Raw genomic sequence first — 18,547 nt, 5'->3', positions numbered from 1 at the left:
TGCCAGCCAGCCGGAAATGCGGCCGTGAGTCCGGCCACCGAACACCGAGGTTGTGTCAACGCGCGAGGGGCCGAGTGGCAAGATGGGGAATAGCAGCCCGCTGAGTGGTGTTGACTCCACGAGCCGTGCGCTGTTCACGGGTTGACCCACAGCTGTCCTTAGGAGAGTTCATGACTGTGCCGAACGAGACGACCACCCACGGTGTGACTCTGACGGATGCCGCCGCCTCGAAGGCCAAGGCGCTGCTGGATCAGGAGGGCCGCGACGACCTGGCGCTGCGCATCGCCGTGCAGCCGGGTGGTTGTGCGGGCCTGCGCTACCAGCTCTTCTTCGACGACCGCTCGCTCGACGGCGACCTGACCGTCGACTTCGGCGGCGTCACCCTGGCCGTCGACCGGATGAGCGCCCCCTACGTGCAGGGCGCCTCGATCGACTTCGTCGACACCATCGAGAAGCAGGGTTTCACCATCGACAACCCGAACGCCACGGGCTCCTGCGCCTGCGGCGACTCCTTCAACTGACCCGCGAAAGGCGAACGTCCGCCTTCGCTCCGGCCATGCGCGGAAATCGACGGCCTGTGATTCGGCGCGCAGCCGAGCCGAGCGTTAGCTCGGAGTATGCGCGGCTGTCGACCACCCGCGTGCAGCCGCGCGAGCTGACGCCAGTGCCTCTGTAGCGCACCGCGGATCGGCTACGGTGGGAGCGGGATCTCGATCTCCGCTTCCACCGCCTGCCGCCTACCGTTGAAGGGCTCAGCCTCGTGTCTATCGCCGTGTCCGCGTCCATCGCGACCGACCACCTCATGCGTTTCCCCGGACGGTTCGCCGATGTGCTCCTGGCCGATCAGCTCGACCATGTCTCGCTGAGCTTCCTCGTCGACGACCTGCAGATCCGCCGCGGCGGCGTGGCGGGCAACATCGCCTACGCCATGGGCGTGCTCAACCGCGAGCCGCTGCTGGTCGGCGCGGTCGGCGCCGACTTCGCCGACTACCGCGCCTGGCTGGAGCGGCACGGCGTCGACTGCTCGACCGTGCACATCTCCGATCGCGCGCACACCGCCCGGTTCGTCTGCACCACCGACGACGACATGGCGCAGATCGCGTCCTTCTACCCCGGCGCGATGAGCGAGGCTCGCGACATCTCCCTGGCCGAACTCGCCGAGACGAAGCGGCTGGATCTGGTGCTCGTCGGCGCCAACGATCCCGAGGCGATGCTGCGCCACACCGAGGAATGCCGCGAGCTCGGCATCCCGTTCGCGGCCGACCCCTCTCAGCAGCTGGCCCGCCTGGACGGCGACCAGGCGGTGCGCCTGATCGACGGCGCCGCTTACCTTTTCACCAACAAATACGAGTGGGCGCTGCTGCTGCAGAAGACCGGACTGAGCGAGGACGAGGTCGCCAAGCGCGTCGGCATCCGGATCACCACGCTCAGCGGCGACGGTGTGCAGATCGTCGACAACGACGGCACCGAGATCCACGTCGGCGTGGTCCCCGAGCGCACCAAGGTCGAGCCGACCGGTGTCGGCGACGCCTTCCGCGCCGGCTTCCTCACCGGCCACACCGCCGGACTGAGCCTGGAGCGCTCCGCCCAGCTCGGGTCGCTGGTCGCGGTCCTGGTCCTGGAGACCATGGGCACCCAGGAGTGGACGCTCAACAAGGACGACGCGCTCGAGCGCCTCACCCAGGCGTACGGCGCGGAAGCCGCCGCCGAGATCAAGCCGCTGCTCTGAATGTCGCCTAGCGGCCGTCCGTCGAAAGGCGGCCGCATCGGACAAATCCCCGTCGCAGCACCAGGCTGCGTTGCCCATCGGATGACGCCGGACTCCGGCCGTACAGCACAGCGCCCCTCGGTCTACCGAGGGGCGCTGTCGTATTCGGGGCTTTACACCGCGCGCGTTCGCGCGGGCCTACAGCGACACCGGGTACACCGGCTCCTGGATCTCCGGCTTGATCCGATCCTCGACGAAGATGCCGTGCCACACCATGAACACCAGCAGCGTCCACAGCCGCCTGCTGTGGTCGGAACGACCGGCGCGGTGGTCGTCGAGCATGGTCTTGATCGCGGCCTTGTCCAGCAGGTGGTCGGTCTGCGAGTCGGCGATCTGCACCTGCGCCCAGTCGTAGAGCTCGGTGCCGCGCAGCCAGTGCCGCAGCGGAACCGGGAAGCCCAGCTTGGCGCGGTGCAGCACGTGCGGGGGCACGATGCCCTCCAGCGCCTGGCGCAGCGCGTACTTGGTGGTCTCCTTGGTGATCTTCTGCTCGAAGGGCAGCTGCTCGGCGACCTTCAGCACCTCGGCGTCCAGGAACGGCACCCGCAGCTCGAGCGAGTTGGCCATGGTCATCTTGTCGGCCTTGACCAGGATGTCGCCGCGCAACCAGGTGAACAGGTCCAGGTGCTGCATCCGCGCCACCGGGTCCCAGCCGCGGGACTGGGCATAGAGCGGGGCGGTGACGTCCTGGTGGGTCCACTCCGGGCGGAACTCGCGCAGCACAGCGCGCAGCTGGGCGTCGTTGAAGCTGCGGGCGTTGCCGTAGTAGCGCTCCTCCAGCGTGAGCGAGCCGCGGTGCAGCAGGCTCTTGCCGCGGGTGCCGTCCGGAATGCGCTCGGACAGCTTGCCCGCCAGCTTGCGCACACCCTTCGGTAGGTACTCGAAAGGCTTGAGCGACAAGGGCTCCCGGTAGATGGTGTATCCGCCGAACAGCTCGTCGGCGCCCTCGCCGGAGAGCACCACCTTGACGTGCTTGCGCGCCTCCTTGGCGACGAAGTACAGCGGAACCAGCGCCGGGTCGGCCACGGGGTCGTCCAGGTACCAGACGATCTCGGGGATGGCGGCGGCGAATTCGGCGGGGGAGACCACCTTCACGATGTGGCGAGCGCCGATCGCCTCGGCGCTCTCGGCGGCCACGTCCACCTCGGAGTAGCCCTCGCGCTCGAAGCCGGTGGTGAAGGTGATCAGCTTCGGGTTGTGCCGCATGGCCAGCGCCGCGACCGCGGTGGAGTCGATGCCGCCGGACAGGAACGACCCGACCGTCACGTCGGCGCGCATGTGCTTGGCGACCGAGTCCTCGAGTGCCGCCGCGATCTCGCGATAGCGGGCGGCTTCCGAACCCGCCGCGAACGGACGCACCTTGAAGGACGGCCGGAAGTAGCGGGTGATCTTCGGCTCCGCACCGGGACGGACCGTGGCGTAGGTGCCCGACTCCAGCCGCCGGATGCCCTTGTGCAGCGTCTCGGGCTCCGGGACGTACTGCAGCACCGTGTAGTGCTCCAGCGCGCGCGGGTCGAGCTCGTCGGACGACCGCAGCGCGGGCAGCAGGTCGAGCAGGCTCTTCTTCTCGCTGCCGAAGGCCGTCCCGCCGGGGCCGGTGGCCAGGAACAGCGGCTTGATGCCGAACGGATCGCGGGCCAGGAACAGCTCGCTGGTCTCGGTGTCCCAGATCGCGAAGGCGAACATGCCGCGCAGTCGCCGCACCGCGTCGGCGCCCCAGTAGTGGAAGGCCGCGACGATCGCCTCGCTGTCGCCCTCGGTGGCGAACATCTTCCCGTCCGGGAACTCGGCGCCGTGCGCCGCCGCCAGTTCCTCGCGCAGCTCGATGTAGTTGTAGATCTCGCCGTTGAAGGTCAGCGCGTAGCGCTCCGGGTTTTCGGCGGGACCCCAGCGCAGCGGCTGGTGCGAGTGCTCGATATCGATGATCGACAGGCGGTTGAAGCCGACGACGAGGTGGTCGTCGTGCCAGGTGCCGCGCTCGTCGGGGCCGCGGTGGCGCATGCAGTGCAGCGCGTTGTAGACCTGGTCGACCACGTCGGATGTCGCCGCGTCAGATGTCAGGAATCCGAGCAGTCCGCACACGGTGTCGGCAACCTCGTTTCTCCGGTGGGGACGCCACCCGTCCGGGCGTCCGAAATGGCTGGGGGAGCTGCGGCGCGCGCCACGCACACCGCGGGCCGAAATATTGTGTCCGAGTATGCCGCACGCGGGGGATCCGCGCGGCGCGCGCGTCCTGTCCTGCGCGGATGCGCTGGTGACCGCCCTCGCCCCCGCCCCGGCGGAGTGTCGAGGGCGACCCGACGACAAGGAGGACGCCGGTTTGGTCTACGCTGCGTAGTACTCAGGCCATTCTCAGGCGACGCGTGCGCGGAGTCGAGACGGCCTGACATGTGCTTGGAAAGTGTCGTCAGGGCGATCGCGGCCCCGGCGGCGCACTGTCGGAATGTGTGGCGACCAGGAAGGCGTGAGCGTGGCGCACAAGGCGAGCGAAGAGATCGGGGCACGACCCGTGAAGGGTCGGCAGGGCCGCGTCCTTCGGCGGGCCGGGCTGGCGGTGTCCTTGGGGATCACCGCGATGCTCGTCTCGGGCTGCTCGATCGACAATGTTTGGCTGCGGTTCGGCTGGCCCTCCGGTGTCACGCCGCAGGCCACCCGGATGCGGGAGCTGTGGACCTGGTCGGTCGTCGCCGCGCTGGCGATGGGTGTGCTGGTCTGGGGTCTGACCTTCTGGACGATCGCGTTCCACCGCAAGAAGAAGGACTCCCCGGAGTTCCCGCGGCAGACCGGTTACAACGTGCCGCTCGAGCTGACCTACACGGCGATCCCCTTCGTCATCATCGCCGTGCTGTTCTACTTCACCGTGGTCGTGCAGAACTACGTCCACGAGAAGGTCGACAACCCGGACGTGACGGTCGACGTCACCGCCTTCCAGTGGAACTGGAAGTTCGGCTACCGCGAGGTCGACTTCAAGGACGGCTACCAGTTCAACGGCATCGACTCTGTTCGCGAGGACGCCGCGCAGGCGCAGCTGGCGGAGTACGAGGAGCGGACCAAGGACGGTCACCCGCAGCCGGGCCCGGTGCATGGCAAGCCGGAGAACGACATCCTCTCCTACCTGCACTACGACACCGTCGAGACCGTCGGCTCCAGCAGCGAGATCCCGGTCCTGGTGCTGCCGACCGGCAAGATCATCGAGTTCCAGCTCGCCGCCGCCGACGTGATCCACTCCTTCTGGGTGCCGGAGTTCCTGTTCAAGCGCGACGTGATGCCGAACCCGAAGGAAAACCAGTCGGACAACGTCTTCCAGATCACCAAGATCGAGAAGGAAGGCGCGTTCGTCGGCCGCTGCGCCGAGATGTGCGGTACTTTCCACTCGATGATGAACTTCGAGGTCCGCGCCGTTTCGCCGGAGAAGTTCACCCGGTACCTGGACGAGCGTCGCGCGGGTAAGACCAATGCCCAGGCGCTCGAGGCCATCGGTGAGTCCCCCGTCGCCACCTCCACCCGGCCGTTCAACACCGACCGCTCGGTCAAGAGCGCGGCCGCGCCCGAGACCAAGTGAGGACTGATCTGACATGAAGATCGAAGCGCGCATTTTCGAACTGCTCACGGTGTTCTTCGTCATCGTGGGCGTGGTGTACGGCTTCTTCACCGCCCAGTCGCGCACCGGCGTCGAGTGGGCGGGCACCACCGCGATCGTGCTGACCGCGGGCCTGTCGCTGATCGTCGGCACCTACTTCCGGTTCGTCGCCCGTCGCCTGGATTTGCGTCCGGAGGACTACGAGGACGCCGAGATCGTGGACGGCGCCGGTGACCTCGGCTTCTTCTCGCCGGGCAGCTTCTGGCCCATCACCCTGGCGGCCGCCGGTTCGGTCACCGCCCTTGGCCTGGCCTTCTTCGAGCCGTGGCTGATCGCGGTCGGCGTGCTGTGTGTGCTCGCCGCGGCCGCGGGCCTGGTGTTCGAGTACCACCTCGGTCCCGAGAAGCACTGAGCGTAAGCACCGAGCGCCCCACCGGATTTCCGGTGGGGCGCTTTGCTGTTCCCGGGAGACCTCAGAGGCCGAAAGCGTGCCGAAGGCGAGTGGTGGAGCGGGGCGCGACGCCCGCAAGGCCGCGTAAGGTGCGGGCGAGGCGCGGGTGTTCCTCGTCGCGGGCGGTGATGGCGGTCTCGACCGCGCGGGCGACTTCGGCGGGGTCGCGGTCGTACTGGTCGGCGAATGCCACCTCGGTTCCGGCCGCGGCGCGATCGGAGTGCACGGCCGGATAGTCGATCGCGGTGACCTGGATGCCGTGTGACCCGAGTTCGGCCTCGGCGCACTCGGCGAAGGTGGTCCACGCGGCTTGGGAACTCGCGTAGGAGGCGAAACTGGCTGCCGCCGTGGCGTTGTGGTGCGCCGGGCCGACATTCACGACGTGGCCGGAGCCGGAATTGAGCATCGCTGGCAGCAGGCCGAGGGTCAGCCGCAGCGGGCCGAAGTAGTTGACCGCCATCATGCGCTGATAGTCGCGGAAGCGGTCCAGGGATTGCACGACCGGGCGGTGCTGTGGGCGACCCGCGTTGTTCACCAGGACGTCGACCGAGCCGAACTCGGTGAGCACCCAGGTGACCAGCTGGTCGACATCGCCGAGCGCGGAGATGTCGCACCGGAACCAGTGCGCCCGACCGCCCGCGGACGTGATCTCCGCGCAGGTCGTGATCAGCTGGTCGCCGCGCCGGGCGACCAGTAGCAGTTGGGCGCCCCGGTCGGCCAAGAGAGCGGCGGTGGCGCGGCCGACCTCGGAGCAGGCGTCGGTGACCAGGACGCGCTTGCCCGCGAGGGATTGGTCTGCGCCTGTGTGCTTCCCGGCGGGGCGATCCGTGCTGGGCTGGTCTGTATCGGGCCGATTCGTACCGAGCCGATCTCTACCGGGCCGGTCCGCGCCGCTTCGGCGGCTGCTGGATTGTTCGGCGCGCGATGCTGACGCGCGGAGTTTGCGTTCGACGAAACGGGCCGGGGCGGGGCGGAATTCGAGCATCGATACAGCTACCTTCGCATCCGATGACATGCTGAACGAACCCATCGGCACCCCGCCGACAATGCCGAGTCGACCGCGGTCGCCGAGTGGCTACGGAGCTACCACTCGGCGACCAATACGGTGCGGCACAGTCTAATCGGCCGATTCGTAGCGCATGGCGTGTTCGGAGGCGCAGATCTCATCGATTCCGGCGACGATGTCGCGCAGCAGTTCCGAGGGCAGCGCGGACGGACGCAACCGGCAGGTGAAGGTGATCAGACCGTGGTCCTCGGCGGGCAGACTGCGCGCGGCCGCCTCGGACCGCAGGTAGGTCGAGCGTACGCCGTAGGTCATCGCGGAGATGACGGTGAAGCAGCCGGTGCGTTCCCGGTGGCCGGAGAACAGGTCGTGCAGCCGGTAGAACACCGAGGCGTAGGTCGACAGCGGCGCGAAAATGCCGACGCGATAGGCGGGTCCGCGCTCGGAGGAGCTGATCACGGTGTCGGCGAGGTATTCCGCGTCGCGCAGCGTGAGCACCTTGGGGGCGAACATCAGCGCGCCCGCCGCGGCGTTGCGCACCGGCATGCCCGCCTTGCCGCCCGCGTGCGAGGCGATGGCGCCCAACGACTTCCGGGTACGCGTGCCGACCTCGCGGCGCGCGCGCAGCGAACGGGTCGGCGTGGTGGGGTACAGGCTGGACCACTGGCCGAAGCGCACGGTGCCGAGCTGCACGTGGCCGGTGCCGACCGGCCGGGCCACCTTCAGCGGCGCGGTGTCGACCCAGCGGCCGACCTGCAACGCCGCGTTGCCCGGGCGCAAGATCTCCGAATGCGCGTGCTCGACGAAGGAATCGAAATCGAGGAACCGGTCGGCGTCGGTGGTGAGCCAGGTGTGGTCCTTGTCGATGTCGACCGCGTCCAGGGTGAGCGCGGTGATGATGCCCGCTCGCCCGCCCGCGCCGAGGATGCGGTGGAAGCGCTCGGTGTGGTGGTGGCGTCCGCAGGTGCCGATGCGCCCGTCCGGGTCGACGTATTCCAGATCCACGATCTGGTCGATGAACAGCCCGTACCGGTGCGAGGCGCTGCTCACGCCGCCGACCGAGGCGAACCCGCCCGCGGTGATGTCACGGTGGTCGCCGACGATGGGCAGGCCGAGCCCGTGCGCGCCGAGGCGGCGGTCGATGTCGGAGAGCTTGGCGCCCGCCTGCACGCGGACGGTGCGACGACCCAGGTTGATGTCGAGCACCGAGTTCATCCGGCGCAGCGAGACCACGGTGCGCTGATCGGGCAGCGTCAGGTTGTCGTCGAGCGGCTCGCCGCCGCGGACCGTCAGACGTTCCGCGCGACCGCGTGAATCCCGCACCGTGCGAACGACATCCGCGGTGTCACGAGGTAGATATTCTTCGGCGGAGACAGACTGCGGCGTGCTCATGGCACGACAGCTAACCACAGTCTGGCGCTCGGTGCGCACCCGAAGTCGGAGGCTCTTTCCTCGCACCCGGACAACCCCCTTCGACCTGCGGTTATGCGTATCTCGTCCACCTCGGGAATCGGTCCGCCGGACGCCCGAATCGGTACGGCGCGCATCGGCTTCCGATCGCGGCTCAGCGACCGGGCGCGGGCAGGCGCTGAGCGAACAGCACCGCGCCCGTCGCGTCGCACAGATTCACCGTCAGTTCGGCGGTGCGGCCGTCGATGTGGACCTCGCCGAAATGCTGATAGGCGGCGTCCAGCGGCGAGGTGTTCGGCGCGGGCGGCGCGTGCACGAACACCGCCTCGGGACCGAACGTGGGATCGAGCTGGTTGGGGCCGAAGGCGCCCGCGTTGAGCGGTCCGGAGACGAACTCCCAGAACTCGTCGAAATCGGTGAACACCGCGCGTCCGGGGGAGTAGCGGTGCGCCGCGGTGTAGTGCACGTCGGCGGTCAGCCACACCACGCCGGTCACCCGGTTCGCTTTGATCGCCGAAAGCACCTGCGCGATCTCGCTTTCTCGGCCCGAGGGCGCGTCGGGTGCGCCGTTGGCGGGACCCTCGAACGCGGTCTTGCCGTCCGGCACGATCACGCCGAGCGGCAGGTCGTTGGCGACGATCTTCCAGGTGGCCCGGGAGTCGCGCAGGCCCTCGATCAGCCATTTCGTCTGTGCCGCACCGAAGATCCTGCCCTCGGGCGCGGTGTTGGCGCCGTTGGCGTCCTTGTAGGCGCGCATGTCAAGGACGAACACGTCCAGCAGCGGGCCATAGGAGATCTTGCGATACAGCCTGCCGTCGACGGCTTCCTTCGGATCGAGCGGCATCCACTCGTGGAACGCTTGCCAGGCGCGGGTGGCGAGGGTGTCCATGCTGCGTTCGGTGTAGCCCTTGTCCGCGGCGACGGTGCCGCCGGGGAACCAGTTGTTGACCGTCTCGTGGTCGTCCCACTGGACCAGTTGCGCCACCGAGGAGTTGAACCTTCGATAGTTCTGATCGGTCAGGTTGTAGGCGTACTGGCCGCGGAACTGGTCGAGGGTCTGCGCGACCGCGCTCTTGGCCTCGGTGACGGTGTTGCGCCAGACCCGGCCGTCGGGCAGGGTGACCGACTCCTGGAGCGGGACATCGGCGTAGACGACATCGCCGGAATGCAGGAACAGGTGCGGGTCGCGCGCGGCCATGGTGGCGAAGATCGTCATCCCGCCGAGGTCCGGGTTGATGCCGTACCCCTGGCCCGCGACGTCGCCCGACCACTGAATCCTGATGTCGGACTGGGTGGTCGGCGCGGTGCGGAACACGCCTCGCAGTGGCTCGGAGGTGGCGCCGTCCTCGGCTTCGAGGGTGACGCGGTAATGCACCAGCGAGCCGGAAGGGAGACCGGCGACGCGGACGCGTCCGGTGCCGTCGGTGTCGGGGGTGAGCAGCGGGCCGGTGAAACGGCGCGCGTCGGCGAAGGATTCGGTGGCGGCCGTCTCCACGATCAGCGTGGCGGGCCGGTCCGAGCGGGCCCAGATCAGCGCGCCGTCCGAGCGCGGATCGCCGACCGCGACCCCGTGCGTCAGGGTGGGACGCTGCCGGACCAGCACCGGACCGTCGTCCGTGCCGCAGGCGGCCAGCGCTGGCGCGGCCACCAGACCGAGCGCGGAGGTGCGCAGCAGGGTGCGCCGGGAGAGTTCCGAATGACCGGGAGCCATGGATCTCACCCTCACGCAGGGAATTCAACGCGGGGTGAACGGGTGTGGTCCGTGGGGCCAACAGGTGAGTGGGGTCGCCGCCCGGCGCGCTGGGTTGGGCGGCATAGCCGTTCGCCGCGCTGAAGCATGGGTGGCGGCCATCGGCGCAACTGTCGGTCGCGCGCGCATTCGGCGGCCTTCGTTCACGGCTCGGGTCGGATGTTTGCCGCCCGAGGTCGTCGGTAGTGGTCGCCCATCACGCGGCGGTTTCGACGGCGGCTGTTCAGTTCGTCGGTAGCGCCAGACCTGGCTGCTGGGTTCGGCGGCGCGTGCCTGAAGTCGGGCGGCTCGGCGCGCTCGGTTGTCAGGGGGCGGCCGTCGGGCAACCGGGTGCCGCGAGCTCGGTTGGGCGTTGGGCGTTCAGGGTTCGGGTGGCCGATTGGTCGGTGGCTCGTCGGCAGCGCCAGGTCCGCACGCGGTGGGTGCCCCGGGGCCGAGCGCGGTTGCTGGCCGGGTGGGGTTGGTGGTTGGGGCAGGCGGGGCCACCGACAGTCGTGCGCTCGGTGCGGCTGGACGTACTCGGCGCAGCGGTTCGGTCGGGCGGTCCGGCATCCACGGGGAATTCGCGTCGTCCAGGCCGAGGGCCGCGGTGACGTCCGGGAACCAGCGGATGCATTCGGTGCGCAGGGGCAGTTCGGGCTGGAGTTGCGACATCACGCTCACGCCGGCGAGGAAGGTGCGCAGCATGGGGGTGTGTTCGGCGGGCATGGTGAGCTGGCGGATGACGTTGGACAGGCTCAGGTCCACCGTCGCCGAGACCCGTTTGCGCAGCCAGTCGGTGGTCAGGCGGAAGGTCGGGTCGAGCATGGCGTCGCGCATCGGCGCCAGCTGCTCGAGGACGGTGTGGCTGTCCAGCGCGCGGTCCGGTTCGACGTAACCGCGGCGGCGGATCGCGGCCTCCAGGTCGGTCGGGTCGCCGGAGAGGATCGCGCGGGCGATGTCGGTCAGCGCCTCCAGGTAGCCGGGCGGGAACGGCGCGCACGCGCCGAAATCGACGACCCCCAGTCTGCCGTCGGGCATGATGCGGAAATTGCCGGGATGCGGATCGCCGTACAGCAGACCGGCTTTCGTCGGACCGGAGAGCAGGAAGCGCAGCACGAGCAAACCGATCCGGTCGCGGTCGAACGGCGCGCCCTGCGCGACCATCCGCGACAGCGAGACGCCGTCCAGCCATTCGGTGATCAGCACGTCGCCCTGTTGCGCGACCACGTCGGGCACCACGAAATCCGGGTCGTTCGCGTAGGCCGCGGCGAAGCTGCGCTGGTGCGCGGCCTCGATCTCGTAGTCCAGCTCCTCGCCGATGTAGGCGCACAGCGCCTCGATCACCGCGCGCGAATCCGCGCCGGGCAGCAAGGCGGTGAACAGCGGCGCGATCTGGCGCAGCGCCTGTAGATCGCTGAGCACCGCCTCGCGCGCGCCGGGATACATCACCTTCACCGCCACCCGGCGGCCGTCGTGCCACACCGCGCGGTGCACCTGACCGACCGACGCCGCCGCCGCGTGCCGGTCCTCGAACTCCAGGAACAGCCCGCGCCAGTCCGGACCGAGCTGGGCCGCCAGCGCCGCGTGCACCATCGGGGGCAACATGGCGGGCGCCGAATCCTGCAACTGGTTCAGCGCGTCGCGGTACGGCGCGGCGAAATCCGCGGGCAGCGCCAGCTCGTACAGCGACATCAGCTGCCCGAGCTTGGCCACACAGCCTTTGAGCTCGCCGAGCACGTCGAACAGGTGCTGGGCGGTCCGCGCCTGGATCTCGCGGTTCACCTCGTCGGCGGAACGGCCGAGCATGCGTTTGCCCGCGCCCGCGACCCGCCTGCCCGCGAACGCGACCGGTAGACCGGCCAGCTTCGTGGTGCGGGCGAGTCGGCCCGTCGGCGGATCACCGGCGGGCTCGGCGTCGATACGCCTGGGCAGCTTCAGAATTCGACCACCGTTGTCGCGGCGGGCCATGGTCACCTCACTCGCACGCCGAGAAAGACCACCCCTACCCGTGGTCCCGCGTCGACGTTGTGCGTGACAAGGCTACCAACGAGGCCTCAGTGCGCGAGCCGTGCCAGGCGTTGGTGCAGTTCTCCAGCCCAGTCGACGCCCTCGAGACGCTGGTAGTCGACCCACAGCGCGTCGAAGACGTCGCGGCCCTCGGAGATCCAGCCGCCGCGCTTGTCCGCCTCCAGCACGACGCTCATGCCGGTCTCGGTGGCGATGAAGGTGACCTCCAGCTGGTTCAGCCGCGGATAGTGCGGCGAACCGGCGAACTCGATCTCCTGATAGAACGGCAACGTCTGGGGCGTGTTGTGCACCCGGCCCGACTCCACATCGGCGCTGCGCAGGTGAAAACCCAAGCGCTCCACGGCCGCCAGCAGCACGTGCTGTGCGGGCAGCGCACCGACGCCGATGGGGTCGGTGTCGGCGGCGTCCACCGCGCCGTGGATCTCCACGATCGTGCGCAGCGAGACCACTGTGCCCGGCAGATGCCTGCCGTTGTAGAACGTGATCGGCGTTTCCATCGGCGCGCGCGCCGCGAAACGGAAATCCAGCACCGCGCCGGGCGGCAGGTGCAGCGGACCGTGCACCCCGGTGCGCCCGAACGCGATGTCGCGCAAGCCCTCGTGGTCCTCGTACTCCTGCTCGGCCCTGGTCACGAATTCCACCGCGACCTGCGCGATGTCCTGCCCGACCTGTCCGCCGCGCAGCCGAACCACGCCCTCGACCACCCCGCCCGGCTGCACGCCCGGTGTGAACAACTCGGTCTCGACCTCGGCCCCGCCGACCCCTGCCGCCGCCAACAACTTCTTGAACATGCCCCGCAGTCTCCCCGCCCCGCCTTACCGACACCTTGTCGTTGCCTTGCGCTGTGACCAACGTCATCCGCGGCCCTGCCGTCGTACGCCGCACGAGGTCGCCTCGTGTGCGAAACATAGGGAAGGTCAGGAGAAGGAGCGGCGGGCGGTAGTGACGAAGTCGGCGCAGGCGTCGGGGGACTTGTCGCCGGAGGGGTGCTCGACTCCGCTGTTGACGTCGACGGCGAAGGGGCGGACCGTACGGATGGCGTCGGCGACATTGGCCGTGTTCAGGCCACCCGCGAGGATGACGGGGCGGCCGAGCCCGCGCAGGTCGTCGACGATCGCCGCACTCACTGACCAGTCGTGGGTTCGGCCGGTGCCGCCCAGGCGCTCGGTCGTGCGCGAATCGAGCAGGACCGCATCGCAATTCGCCGCTGCGGAACGGGCGGCGTCCACGGCCTCGGGACCGGTGACGTGCACGGCTCGGATGATCCGGTGCGGCGAGGCCGCGCGAACCTGTCGAACGGTCTCGTCGGTCACCAAGCCGTGGATCTGAACGGCGTCCACGCCGACATGTTCGGCGAGCGCGAGGATCGCCTCGGCGCTCTCCATATGGGTGACCAGAACCCTGGTGACGAACGGCGGCGTCTGCCCGGCGAGCCATGCTGCCCGGTCGGCGTCGAGTGCGTCCTCGCTGACGTGGGTGACGCCCGCGATGAAACCGACCGCGTCGGCGCCCGCCGCGATCGCGATCCGCAAATCACCTTGAGACCTGATTCCGCATAGCTTCGCACGCACCGACACGCGGCCACGATACCGTCGCGGAAACGAGAACGGCCCCGGGACTTTTCGGTCTCCGGGGCCGTTCTCGGGGAGGTCAGCTGGCGGCGGTGTCGGGGATGCGGGCGGCTTCGGGCTTCGAGCCGGAGGGGACGCCCTTGAGGCTGTGGGCGTAGACGTCGACGTATTCCTGGCCGCTCAGTCGCATGAGTTCGTACATGACTTCGTCGGTGACCGCGCGTTCGACGAAGCGGTTGCCGCTCATGCCCTCGTAGCGGGAGAAGTCGATGGGGGCGCCGTACTTGATGGTCACCTTGCGGCGGCGCCACTTGAAGGGGCCGGGCGGGGAGACCTCGTTGGTGCCGATGACCGCGACGGGGATGACGGGCACGCCGGTTTCGAGCGCGAGCCGGGCCAGGCCGGTCTTGCCCTTGTAGAGGCGGCCGTCGGGGGAGCGGGTGCCCTCGGGGTACAGGCCGACCAGACGACCCTCGTCGAGCAGCTTGCGCGCGGCGTTCAGCGCGTCTTCGGCGGCGGAGGCGCCGCTGCGGTCGATCGGGTACTGGCCGGTGCCGCTGAAGAAGAACTTCTGCAGGCGACCCTTGAAGCCGGGAGTGGTGAAGTACTCGGCCTTGGCGAGGTAGTTGATGCGCCGCGGGCTCGATAGCGGAGCGAACAGCCAGTCGGCGAAGGATAGGTGATTACCCGCCATGATGGCCGGCCCATGCGCCGGGATGTTCTCCACGCCTTCTACGGTCGGCCGATTGTAGAGGCGAATGAAGGGTCCCACGAGCACGAACTTCAGCAGCCAGTAGAACATGACGTCCTTCCCCCGGGACCGGGTTAGTAGCGGGCAACCTGCGTCAGTTGCCGACTTTACCGCTGGCTGGAGATCACATCCAATTCCAGCGGTGTATCTCACCACAATCGGGTCGAAGCGGCTCTCGAAGGTCCCTCCGCCGCCGATTGATTCGAACGGGTGTGCCCTTGCGCACCGAAGTCAGCGCCCGCTGCGCGCGACACGCGACGGCCGCCGCCCCGGCTCGTCGAGCACCGCGCGGGCCAGTTCGGCGGCGCCGATCATGCCCGCCGCTTCGCCGAGCTGGGTGGTGCGAATGCGAGCCAGCGGTCGGTGGCCCGCGCCGGTGAGGGCGCGGGCGTACTCCTCGCGCGCCTCGTCGAGGAACAGCGGAGCCGAACTGCTCACTCCGCCCGCGATGACGACCAGATCGGGATCGAAGATGTCGCTGACGAACGCGAGCCCGAGCCCCAGCCAGCGCGCGAAATCGGCCATCGCGGCGAGTGCGACCGGATCGCCGTCCTGGGCAGCGCCCGCCACCCGACGACCCGTCAGCGAACCGGGATCTCGGTAGACCTCCCTGGCCAGCACCGTCGAGCGCCCGGGGTCGGTGGCAAGCAGCTCGATCGCGGTGTCGGCGAGCGCCGTTCCGCTGCAATACCTTTCCCAGCAACCGTGCTTGCCGCACGGGCAGACCCGTCCCTGCGGCACCACCTGCAGATGACCGAGTTCCGGCGCGACGCCGTGCGAGCCGCGATAGAGCTTGCCCTCGATGAGCAGCGCCGCCCCGATGCCGGTGCCGATCGCGACGAGCACGACGTTGTGCCCGCCCGCCGCCGCGCCGAACCGGTACTCGGCCCACGCCGCGGCGTTGGCGTCGTGCTCGAGGATGACCGGCAGCTCGAGGCGCTCGCCGAGCCGCGCCGCGACGGGCGCGTCCTGCCAGGGCAGGTGCGGTGCGAACCGGACGGTGGAGCGATCGTCGTTGATGAAACCGGCGACGGCCAGACCGACCGCGCCGATGGGGTGGCGGCGGCACAGCTCGCGCACGGCGCGGTCGAGCGCGTCCTCCAGTGCGCGAGCGCTGTGCGGGGTCGGCGACTGCACGGTGTCGAGCACCTCGCCGTCGCCGTCCACCACCGAGGCGCGAATGTTGGTGCCGCCGACGTCGATACCGACGGTCAGCGGAGGCGCGGCTGCCACCTGGTGCGTCATGCCTTGATCGTCACGGGGATACCGACGTATCCGGACCGTTTGCTTCGGGCGGAGGAAGGCGCGTCGGACGACAGCGGTGTGTTGGTGCGCTGGTCGGGCGGTGCGCCGGAGCTGTCGCTGCGCTCGTCGTCTGAGCGAGCGGCGTTACGCGGACCGCTCGAGTGGGCCTCGTCGCTGTGTCGATTTCCGGAGCGGGACGCCGTGCCTCGGACGTCACCCGCCTTGTTCTTCCGGCCACCGACGGAAACATGCGCGCCGCTCGACCGCGACGCATTGCCGTGCCGGTGACCGTCCCGCGATGTAGCCGTGCTCGGGCCATCCGAGGGGGACCCGGCGTCGTGTCGATCGGCCGCGCCAGTGCGCTGGTGAGCCGAACGGTGCGCCGCACCCGACCGACCGTCCCCGGCGCCGCGCCGCGCATCCGACCGCGTCCCATCACCGCCTCCCGGATGACGATGCCCCACACCGCTTTCCGCATCCTCGTCGTCCGGAAGCAGCGGATCCACCGGCACCCCGGCCAGCGCCTCGCGCAGCACCGTGACGATGGCGGTGCCGTGATCGGCGATGGCCGCGACCACGTCGTGGTGTTCCCCGCGCACCAGCGCCGCGGCCGCGCAGACCGGGCACCAGCTGCACGCCGACCAGTCCGGCTGACCCTGCGCCGCGCTGCGCCGCAGCACCGGCTCGACGCGTTCGAGCACCGCTTCCGCCAGCAGCTTGAGTTCCGCGGCGAATTCGCTGAAGCCGTCGTCGGACGGCATCTCGCGCTCCATCTCAGCGGCCCTCGGACGTCAGCGGCCACACGTCCGGGTCCGGGCGGAACCGCACGACCAGGTAGCCGCTGTCGAGTTCGGCGTCGTCGACCGTGCACCGCCGCAATACCGGCGCCAGGCGCAACCGGCGCCGCACACCGTCCGCTCCCACGATCAAATCGTCCTCCACTCGTCCCAGTCGCAGCGTCGCCGGATCGACGACGGGCAGGTGCATCCGCATCGCGTACACCGAATGCAGACCCGTGCCCGATTCCAATCGAACCACCGGTTCACCGGAACGTGTGCGAACCTCCGCCGGATTGTCGCCCAGCATAGGTGCAGTTTCGGTGTCCGACGCGGCGGAACCGACGCCGAAGGACAGCGCCTGCAGCGACCCGAGACCCACCGGTTCCGCGCCGGTGTGCTGGGCGATCAGCACCGGAATGTCGCGCATGGCCTTGCCGAGCGCCTCGATCACGTCGAACTGCTCGGCCCTGCGGTTGTGATACCAGTGCACCGCGGGATGCGCCTCCTCGGCCGGGCCGGTCGGTTCGGGCATCGGCGGCAGCACCTTGTTGACGATCACCGCGTCCAGCCGCAGCCCGAGCAACGCGGTCGCCGAACGCACCCGCCCGGACTCGGCGAGGGCGACCCGCTCGGCGACAGTGACCAGTCGCGCGCCGGTGCGGTCGTGGTCGGCGAGCAGGTCGCGCACCTCGCCGACCGCCTTGACGATCCGGTCCACGGTGGCGGCGAGCACCGCCCGGCGCAGGTCGGTGCTGATGGTGCTCATCGCCCGCGCGTGCGGGGGCCAGATGCGTTCCAGGTAGCCGAGCAGGGTGTCGGGCGCGGTGACGATGCGCAGCATGTCCGCCGAGGGTGGGCAGTCCACGACGACGACGTCCCACTCGTCGTCGTCGGCGAACTGGGCGATCTCCACCAGCATCAGCAGTTCCTGCACGCCGGGCAGGCCGGTCAGCTCGGCGGGGTCGAGCGCGGCCAGATCGATGCCGTGGTCGTGGGTATGCGCGCCGCCCGCCGACAGCATGCGGGTCACCTCGCGGAACCGATCCTCCAGCAGCGCCAGGGAATCCACCTCGATGACGTCGAGTCCCGGCAGCACCCTGGTGATTCCGGTGACCGTGCCCGGATCGTGCGGGAAACGGAAACCGAGCGCGTCGCCGAGCGAATGCGCCTGATCGAGGGAGGCCAGCAGCACGGTCTGCCCGGTGCGGGCGTAGGACATGGCGGTGGCGCACGCCAGGGTCGTCTTGCCGACGCCGCCTTTGCCGACGAACAGCTCGAGCCGGGTCCGCTCGCCGGGCTTCCGCTGCCCGGTCAGCCTTCGACCCGTTTCTTCAGTTCCTTCAGCGCGGTATCGGTGATGACCTTCTCGGCCTTGCGCTTGAACATGCCGATCATCGGGATGTTGAGATCCACGGTGAGCTCGTAGATCACCTGGGTGCTTCCGTCGGGCTGGTCGACGAGTTCGTAGGTCCCGTCCTGCGCCTTCTGCAGATCACCGCTGATCAGCTTCCAGCTGACCGCCTTGTCGTCGGCGCGCCAGGTGTAGGTCAGCACGTAAGTGTCCTTGACGACGCCCGCGTCGAGCACGAAGCGGGCGGTGCGCGCCCGGCCGTCCGCGCCCTTGTCCAGCACCTCGACGGACTTCGCCGCCGAGACCCACTCCGGGTAGGACTCCAGGTCGGCGATGACGGCCATCACCCGCTGCGAGGGGGCCTCGATGAGGATCGACCTCTGGGTCCGGTCGGCCATGGTGGTCAACGGTTCCTTTCGGTGTTGAGTGGCCGCGCGGGCGCGGCCTGCGTGCCGCCCGTCCTCAGGCTGCGGGTGTCGCGGCGGGCGTCACCCCGGCCGGGCGGCCCGCCTCGAGCCGCGCCTTGATCTCGAAGGACATCTTCTTGCCCGCGACGCGGCGGGCCCGGTTGGCGGCGAGCAACTCGCGTGGCGACATCCGTTCGGCACCCTGCGGTTCGCAGTGCAGGAAGTAATGCAGGATCACCCCGTCCAGCGAGGCTTCCAGCCACACCTCCATGCTGCCCGTCAGCGCTCCGGACACCGACCAGCGAATTCCCTTGTCGCCGCGGTCCTCCCGCACCTCGAGGGTGAGATCCGGCCACCACTGGCGCCATTTGTTCGGACCATCGAGCACTTCGGCGACCGCCGCGCCCGAGGCGGCGACGAACGTCTGGTCCGCGACCTGAATGCTGCTCACACCGCTGAGCGTAGTTGATC

17 protein-coding genes are annotated in these 18,547 nt (G+C 69.4%); 4 read left to right on the top strand and 13 right to left on the bottom strand.

Annotation, left to right across the window (positions count from 1 at the left end):
• Positions 1–170: 170 nt before the first annotated feature.
• Together T333_RS15500 and T333_RS15495 are read left to right on the top strand one after the other, a co-directional pair.
• A complete protein-coding gene (locus T333_RS15500) occupies positions 171–521 on the top strand; it encodes a HesB/IscA family protein (RefSeq protein ID WP_067785873.1) in 351 nt (116 codons plus the stop codon).
• A gap of 239 nt (positions 522–760) precedes the next feature.
• Positions 761–1,729: a carbohydrate kinase family protein gene (locus T333_RS15495; protein ID WP_357254741.1), complete on the top strand. Its 969-nt coding sequence runs from the start codon at positions 761–763 to the stop codon at positions 1,727–1,729.
• Positions 1,730–1,906: 177 nt separating this feature from the next.
• Here T333_RS15495 and asnB read toward each other — a convergent pair whose 3' ends face one another.
• Positions 1,907–3,850, bottom strand: a complete 1,944-nt coding sequence (gene asnB / locus T333_RS15490) for an asparagine synthase (glutamine-hydrolyzing) (protein WP_357254743.1) — start codon at positions 3,848–3,850, stop codon at positions 1,907–1,909.
• A gap of 427 nt (positions 3,851–4,277) precedes the next feature.
• Here asnB and ctaC point away from each other — a divergent pair, with 427 nt between their 5' ends.
• Together ctaC and T333_RS15480 are read left to right on the top strand one after the other, a co-directional pair.
• Positions 4,278–5,330 carry an aa3-type cytochrome oxidase subunit II gene (gene ctaC / locus T333_RS15485; protein WP_357254854.1) on the top strand — a complete coding sequence of 351 codons (1,053 nt, stop codon included), beginning with the start codon at positions 4,278–4,280 and terminating at the stop codon, positions 5,328–5,330.
• A 13-nt stretch (positions 5,331–5,343) separates the two neighbouring features.
• Complete coding sequence (locus T333_RS15480) at positions 5,344–5,760, top strand: cytochrome c oxidase subunit 4 (protein WP_355004199.1); 417 nt, start codon at positions 5,344–5,346, stop codon at positions 5,758–5,760.
• Between the two features lie 61 nt (positions 5,761–5,821).
• Here the strand turns inward: T333_RS15480 and T333_RS15475 are convergent, their stop codons facing one another.
• From T333_RS15475 to T333_RS15420, 12 genes are all read right to left on the bottom strand, one after another.
• On the bottom strand, positions 5,822–6,784 hold the full coding sequence (locus T333_RS15475) for an SDR family NAD(P)-dependent oxidoreductase (protein ID WP_496424871.1): 963 nt from the start codon (positions 6,782–6,784) through the stop codon (positions 5,822–5,824).
• A gap of 132 nt (positions 6,785–6,916) precedes the next feature.
• A complete protein-coding gene (locus tag T333_RS15470) occupies positions 6,917–8,194 on the bottom strand; it encodes an FAD-binding oxidoreductase (protein ID WP_355004201.1) in 1,278 nt (425 codons plus the stop codon).
• A 172-nt stretch (positions 8,195–8,366) separates the two neighbouring features.
• The gene (locus T333_RS15465; protein ID WP_496424870.1) at positions 8,367–9,923 is read right to left on the bottom strand and encodes an alkaline phosphatase D family protein; all 1,557 of its coding nucleotides are present in this window, start codon (positions 9,921–9,923) and stop codon (positions 8,367–8,369) included.
• Positions 9,924–10,322: 399 nt separating this feature from the next.
• On the bottom strand, positions 10,323–11,912 hold the full coding sequence (locus tag T333_RS15460; protein ID WP_496424869.1) for an ABC1 kinase family protein: 1,590 nt from the start codon (positions 11,910–11,912) through the stop codon (positions 10,323–10,325).
• Between the two features lie 86 nt (positions 11,913–11,998).
• On the bottom strand, positions 11,999–12,763 hold the full coding sequence (locus T333_RS15455) for a sporulation protein (protein WP_357254751.1): 765 nt from the start codon (positions 12,761–12,763) through the stop codon (positions 11,999–12,001).
• A gap of 126 nt (positions 12,764–12,889) precedes the next feature.
• Positions 12,890–13,543: a phosphoribosylanthranilate isomerase gene (locus T333_RS15450; protein WP_496425306.1), complete on the bottom strand. Its 654-nt coding sequence runs from the start codon at positions 13,541–13,543 to the stop codon at positions 12,890–12,892.
• A gap of 79 nt (positions 13,544–13,622) precedes the next feature.
• Positions 13,623–14,345 (bottom strand): lysophospholipid acyltransferase family protein, encoded by a 723-nt coding sequence (locus T333_RS15445; protein WP_355004207.1) that lies wholly within the window; start codon positions 14,343–14,345, stop codon positions 13,623–13,625.
• A gap of 180 nt (positions 14,346–14,525) precedes the next feature.
• Positions 14,526–15,539, bottom strand: coding sequence for an ROK family protein (locus tag T333_RS15440; protein ID WP_496424868.1), 1,014 nt, complete (start codon positions 15,537–15,539; stop codon positions 14,526–14,528).
• Positions 15,536–16,300, bottom strand: a complete 765-nt coding sequence (locus tag T333_RS15435) for a hypothetical protein (RefSeq protein WP_496424867.1) — start codon at positions 16,298–16,300, stop codon at positions 15,536–15,538. The genes T333_RS15440 and T333_RS15435 overlap by 4 nt, the downstream gene beginning before the upstream one ends.
• A gap of 13 nt (positions 16,301–16,313) precedes the next feature.
• Entirely contained in the window at positions 16,314–17,537 is a 1,224-nt protein-coding gene (locus T333_RS15430) for an ArsA family ATPase (protein ID WP_496424866.1), read from the bottom strand.
• Between the two features lie 92 nt (positions 17,538–17,629).
• A complete protein-coding gene (locus T333_RS15425; protein ID WP_355004210.1) occupies positions 17,630–18,067 on the bottom strand; it encodes an SRPBCC family protein in 438 nt (145 codons plus the stop codon).
• Positions 18,068–18,131: 64 nt separating this feature from the next.
• Positions 18,132–18,527 (bottom strand): polyketide cyclase / dehydrase and lipid transport, encoded by a 396-nt coding sequence (locus T333_RS15420; RefSeq protein WP_496424865.1) that lies wholly within the window; start codon positions 18,525–18,527, stop codon positions 18,132–18,134.
• Between the last annotated feature and the right edge of the window lie 20 nt (positions 18,528–18,547).

This window comes from Nocardia sp. CNS-044, assembly GCF_059570515.1.
Note: the sequence above shows the minus strand (reverse complement) of the source record. Positions and strands in the feature narration are given on the sequence as shown.

What these genes read in the sequence shown, in the direction of transcription:
- T333_RS15500 (WP_067785873.1), top strand. Translation starts at nt 171, where the DNA reads ATGACTGTGCCGAACGAGACGACCACCCACGGTGTGACTCTGACGGAT.
- T333_RS15480 (WP_355004199.1), top strand. Translation starts at nt 5,344, where the DNA reads ATGAAGATCGAAGCGCGCATTTTCGAACTGCTCACGGTGTTCTTCGTC.
- T333_RS15475 (WP_496424871.1), bottom strand. Translation starts at nt 6,784, where the DNA reads ATGCTCGAATTCCGCCCCGCCCCGGCCCGTTTCGTCGAACGCAAACTC.
- T333_RS15470 (WP_355004201.1), bottom strand. Translation starts at nt 8,194, where the DNA reads ATGAGCACGCCGCAGTCTGTCTCCGCCGAAGAATATCTACCTCGTGAC.
- T333_RS15465 (WP_496424870.1), bottom strand. Translation starts at nt 9,923, where the DNA reads ATGGCTCCCGGTCATTCGGAACTCTCCCGGCGCACCCTGCTGCGCACC.
- T333_RS15460 (WP_496424869.1), bottom strand. Translation starts at nt 11,912, where the DNA reads ATGGCCCGCCGCGACAACGGTGGTCGAATTCTGAAGCTGCCCAGGCGT.
- T333_RS15455 (WP_357254751.1), bottom strand. Translation starts at nt 12,763, where the DNA reads ATGTTCAAGAAGTTGTTGGCGGCGGCAGGGGTCGGCGGGGCCGAGGTC.
- T333_RS15445 (WP_355004207.1), bottom strand. Translation starts at nt 14,345, where the DNA reads ATGTTCTACTGGCTGCTGAAGTTCGTGCTCGTGGGACCCTTCATTCGC.
- T333_RS15440 (WP_496424868.1), bottom strand. Translation starts at nt 15,539, where the DNA reads ATGACGCACCAGGTGGCAGCCGCGCCTCCGCTGACCGTCGGTATCGAC.
- T333_RS15435 (WP_496424867.1), bottom strand. Translation starts at nt 16,300, where the DNA reads ATGCCGTCCGACGACGGCTTCAGCGAATTCGCCGCGGAACTCAAGCTG.
- T333_RS15430 (WP_496424866.1), bottom strand. Translation starts at nt 17,537, where the DNA reads ATGTCCTACGCCCGCACCGGGCAGACCGTGCTGCTGGCCTCCCTCGAT.
- T333_RS15425 (WP_355004210.1), bottom strand. Translation starts at nt 18,067, where the DNA reads ATGGCCGACCGGACCCAGAGGTCGATCCTCATCGAGGCCCCCTCGCAG.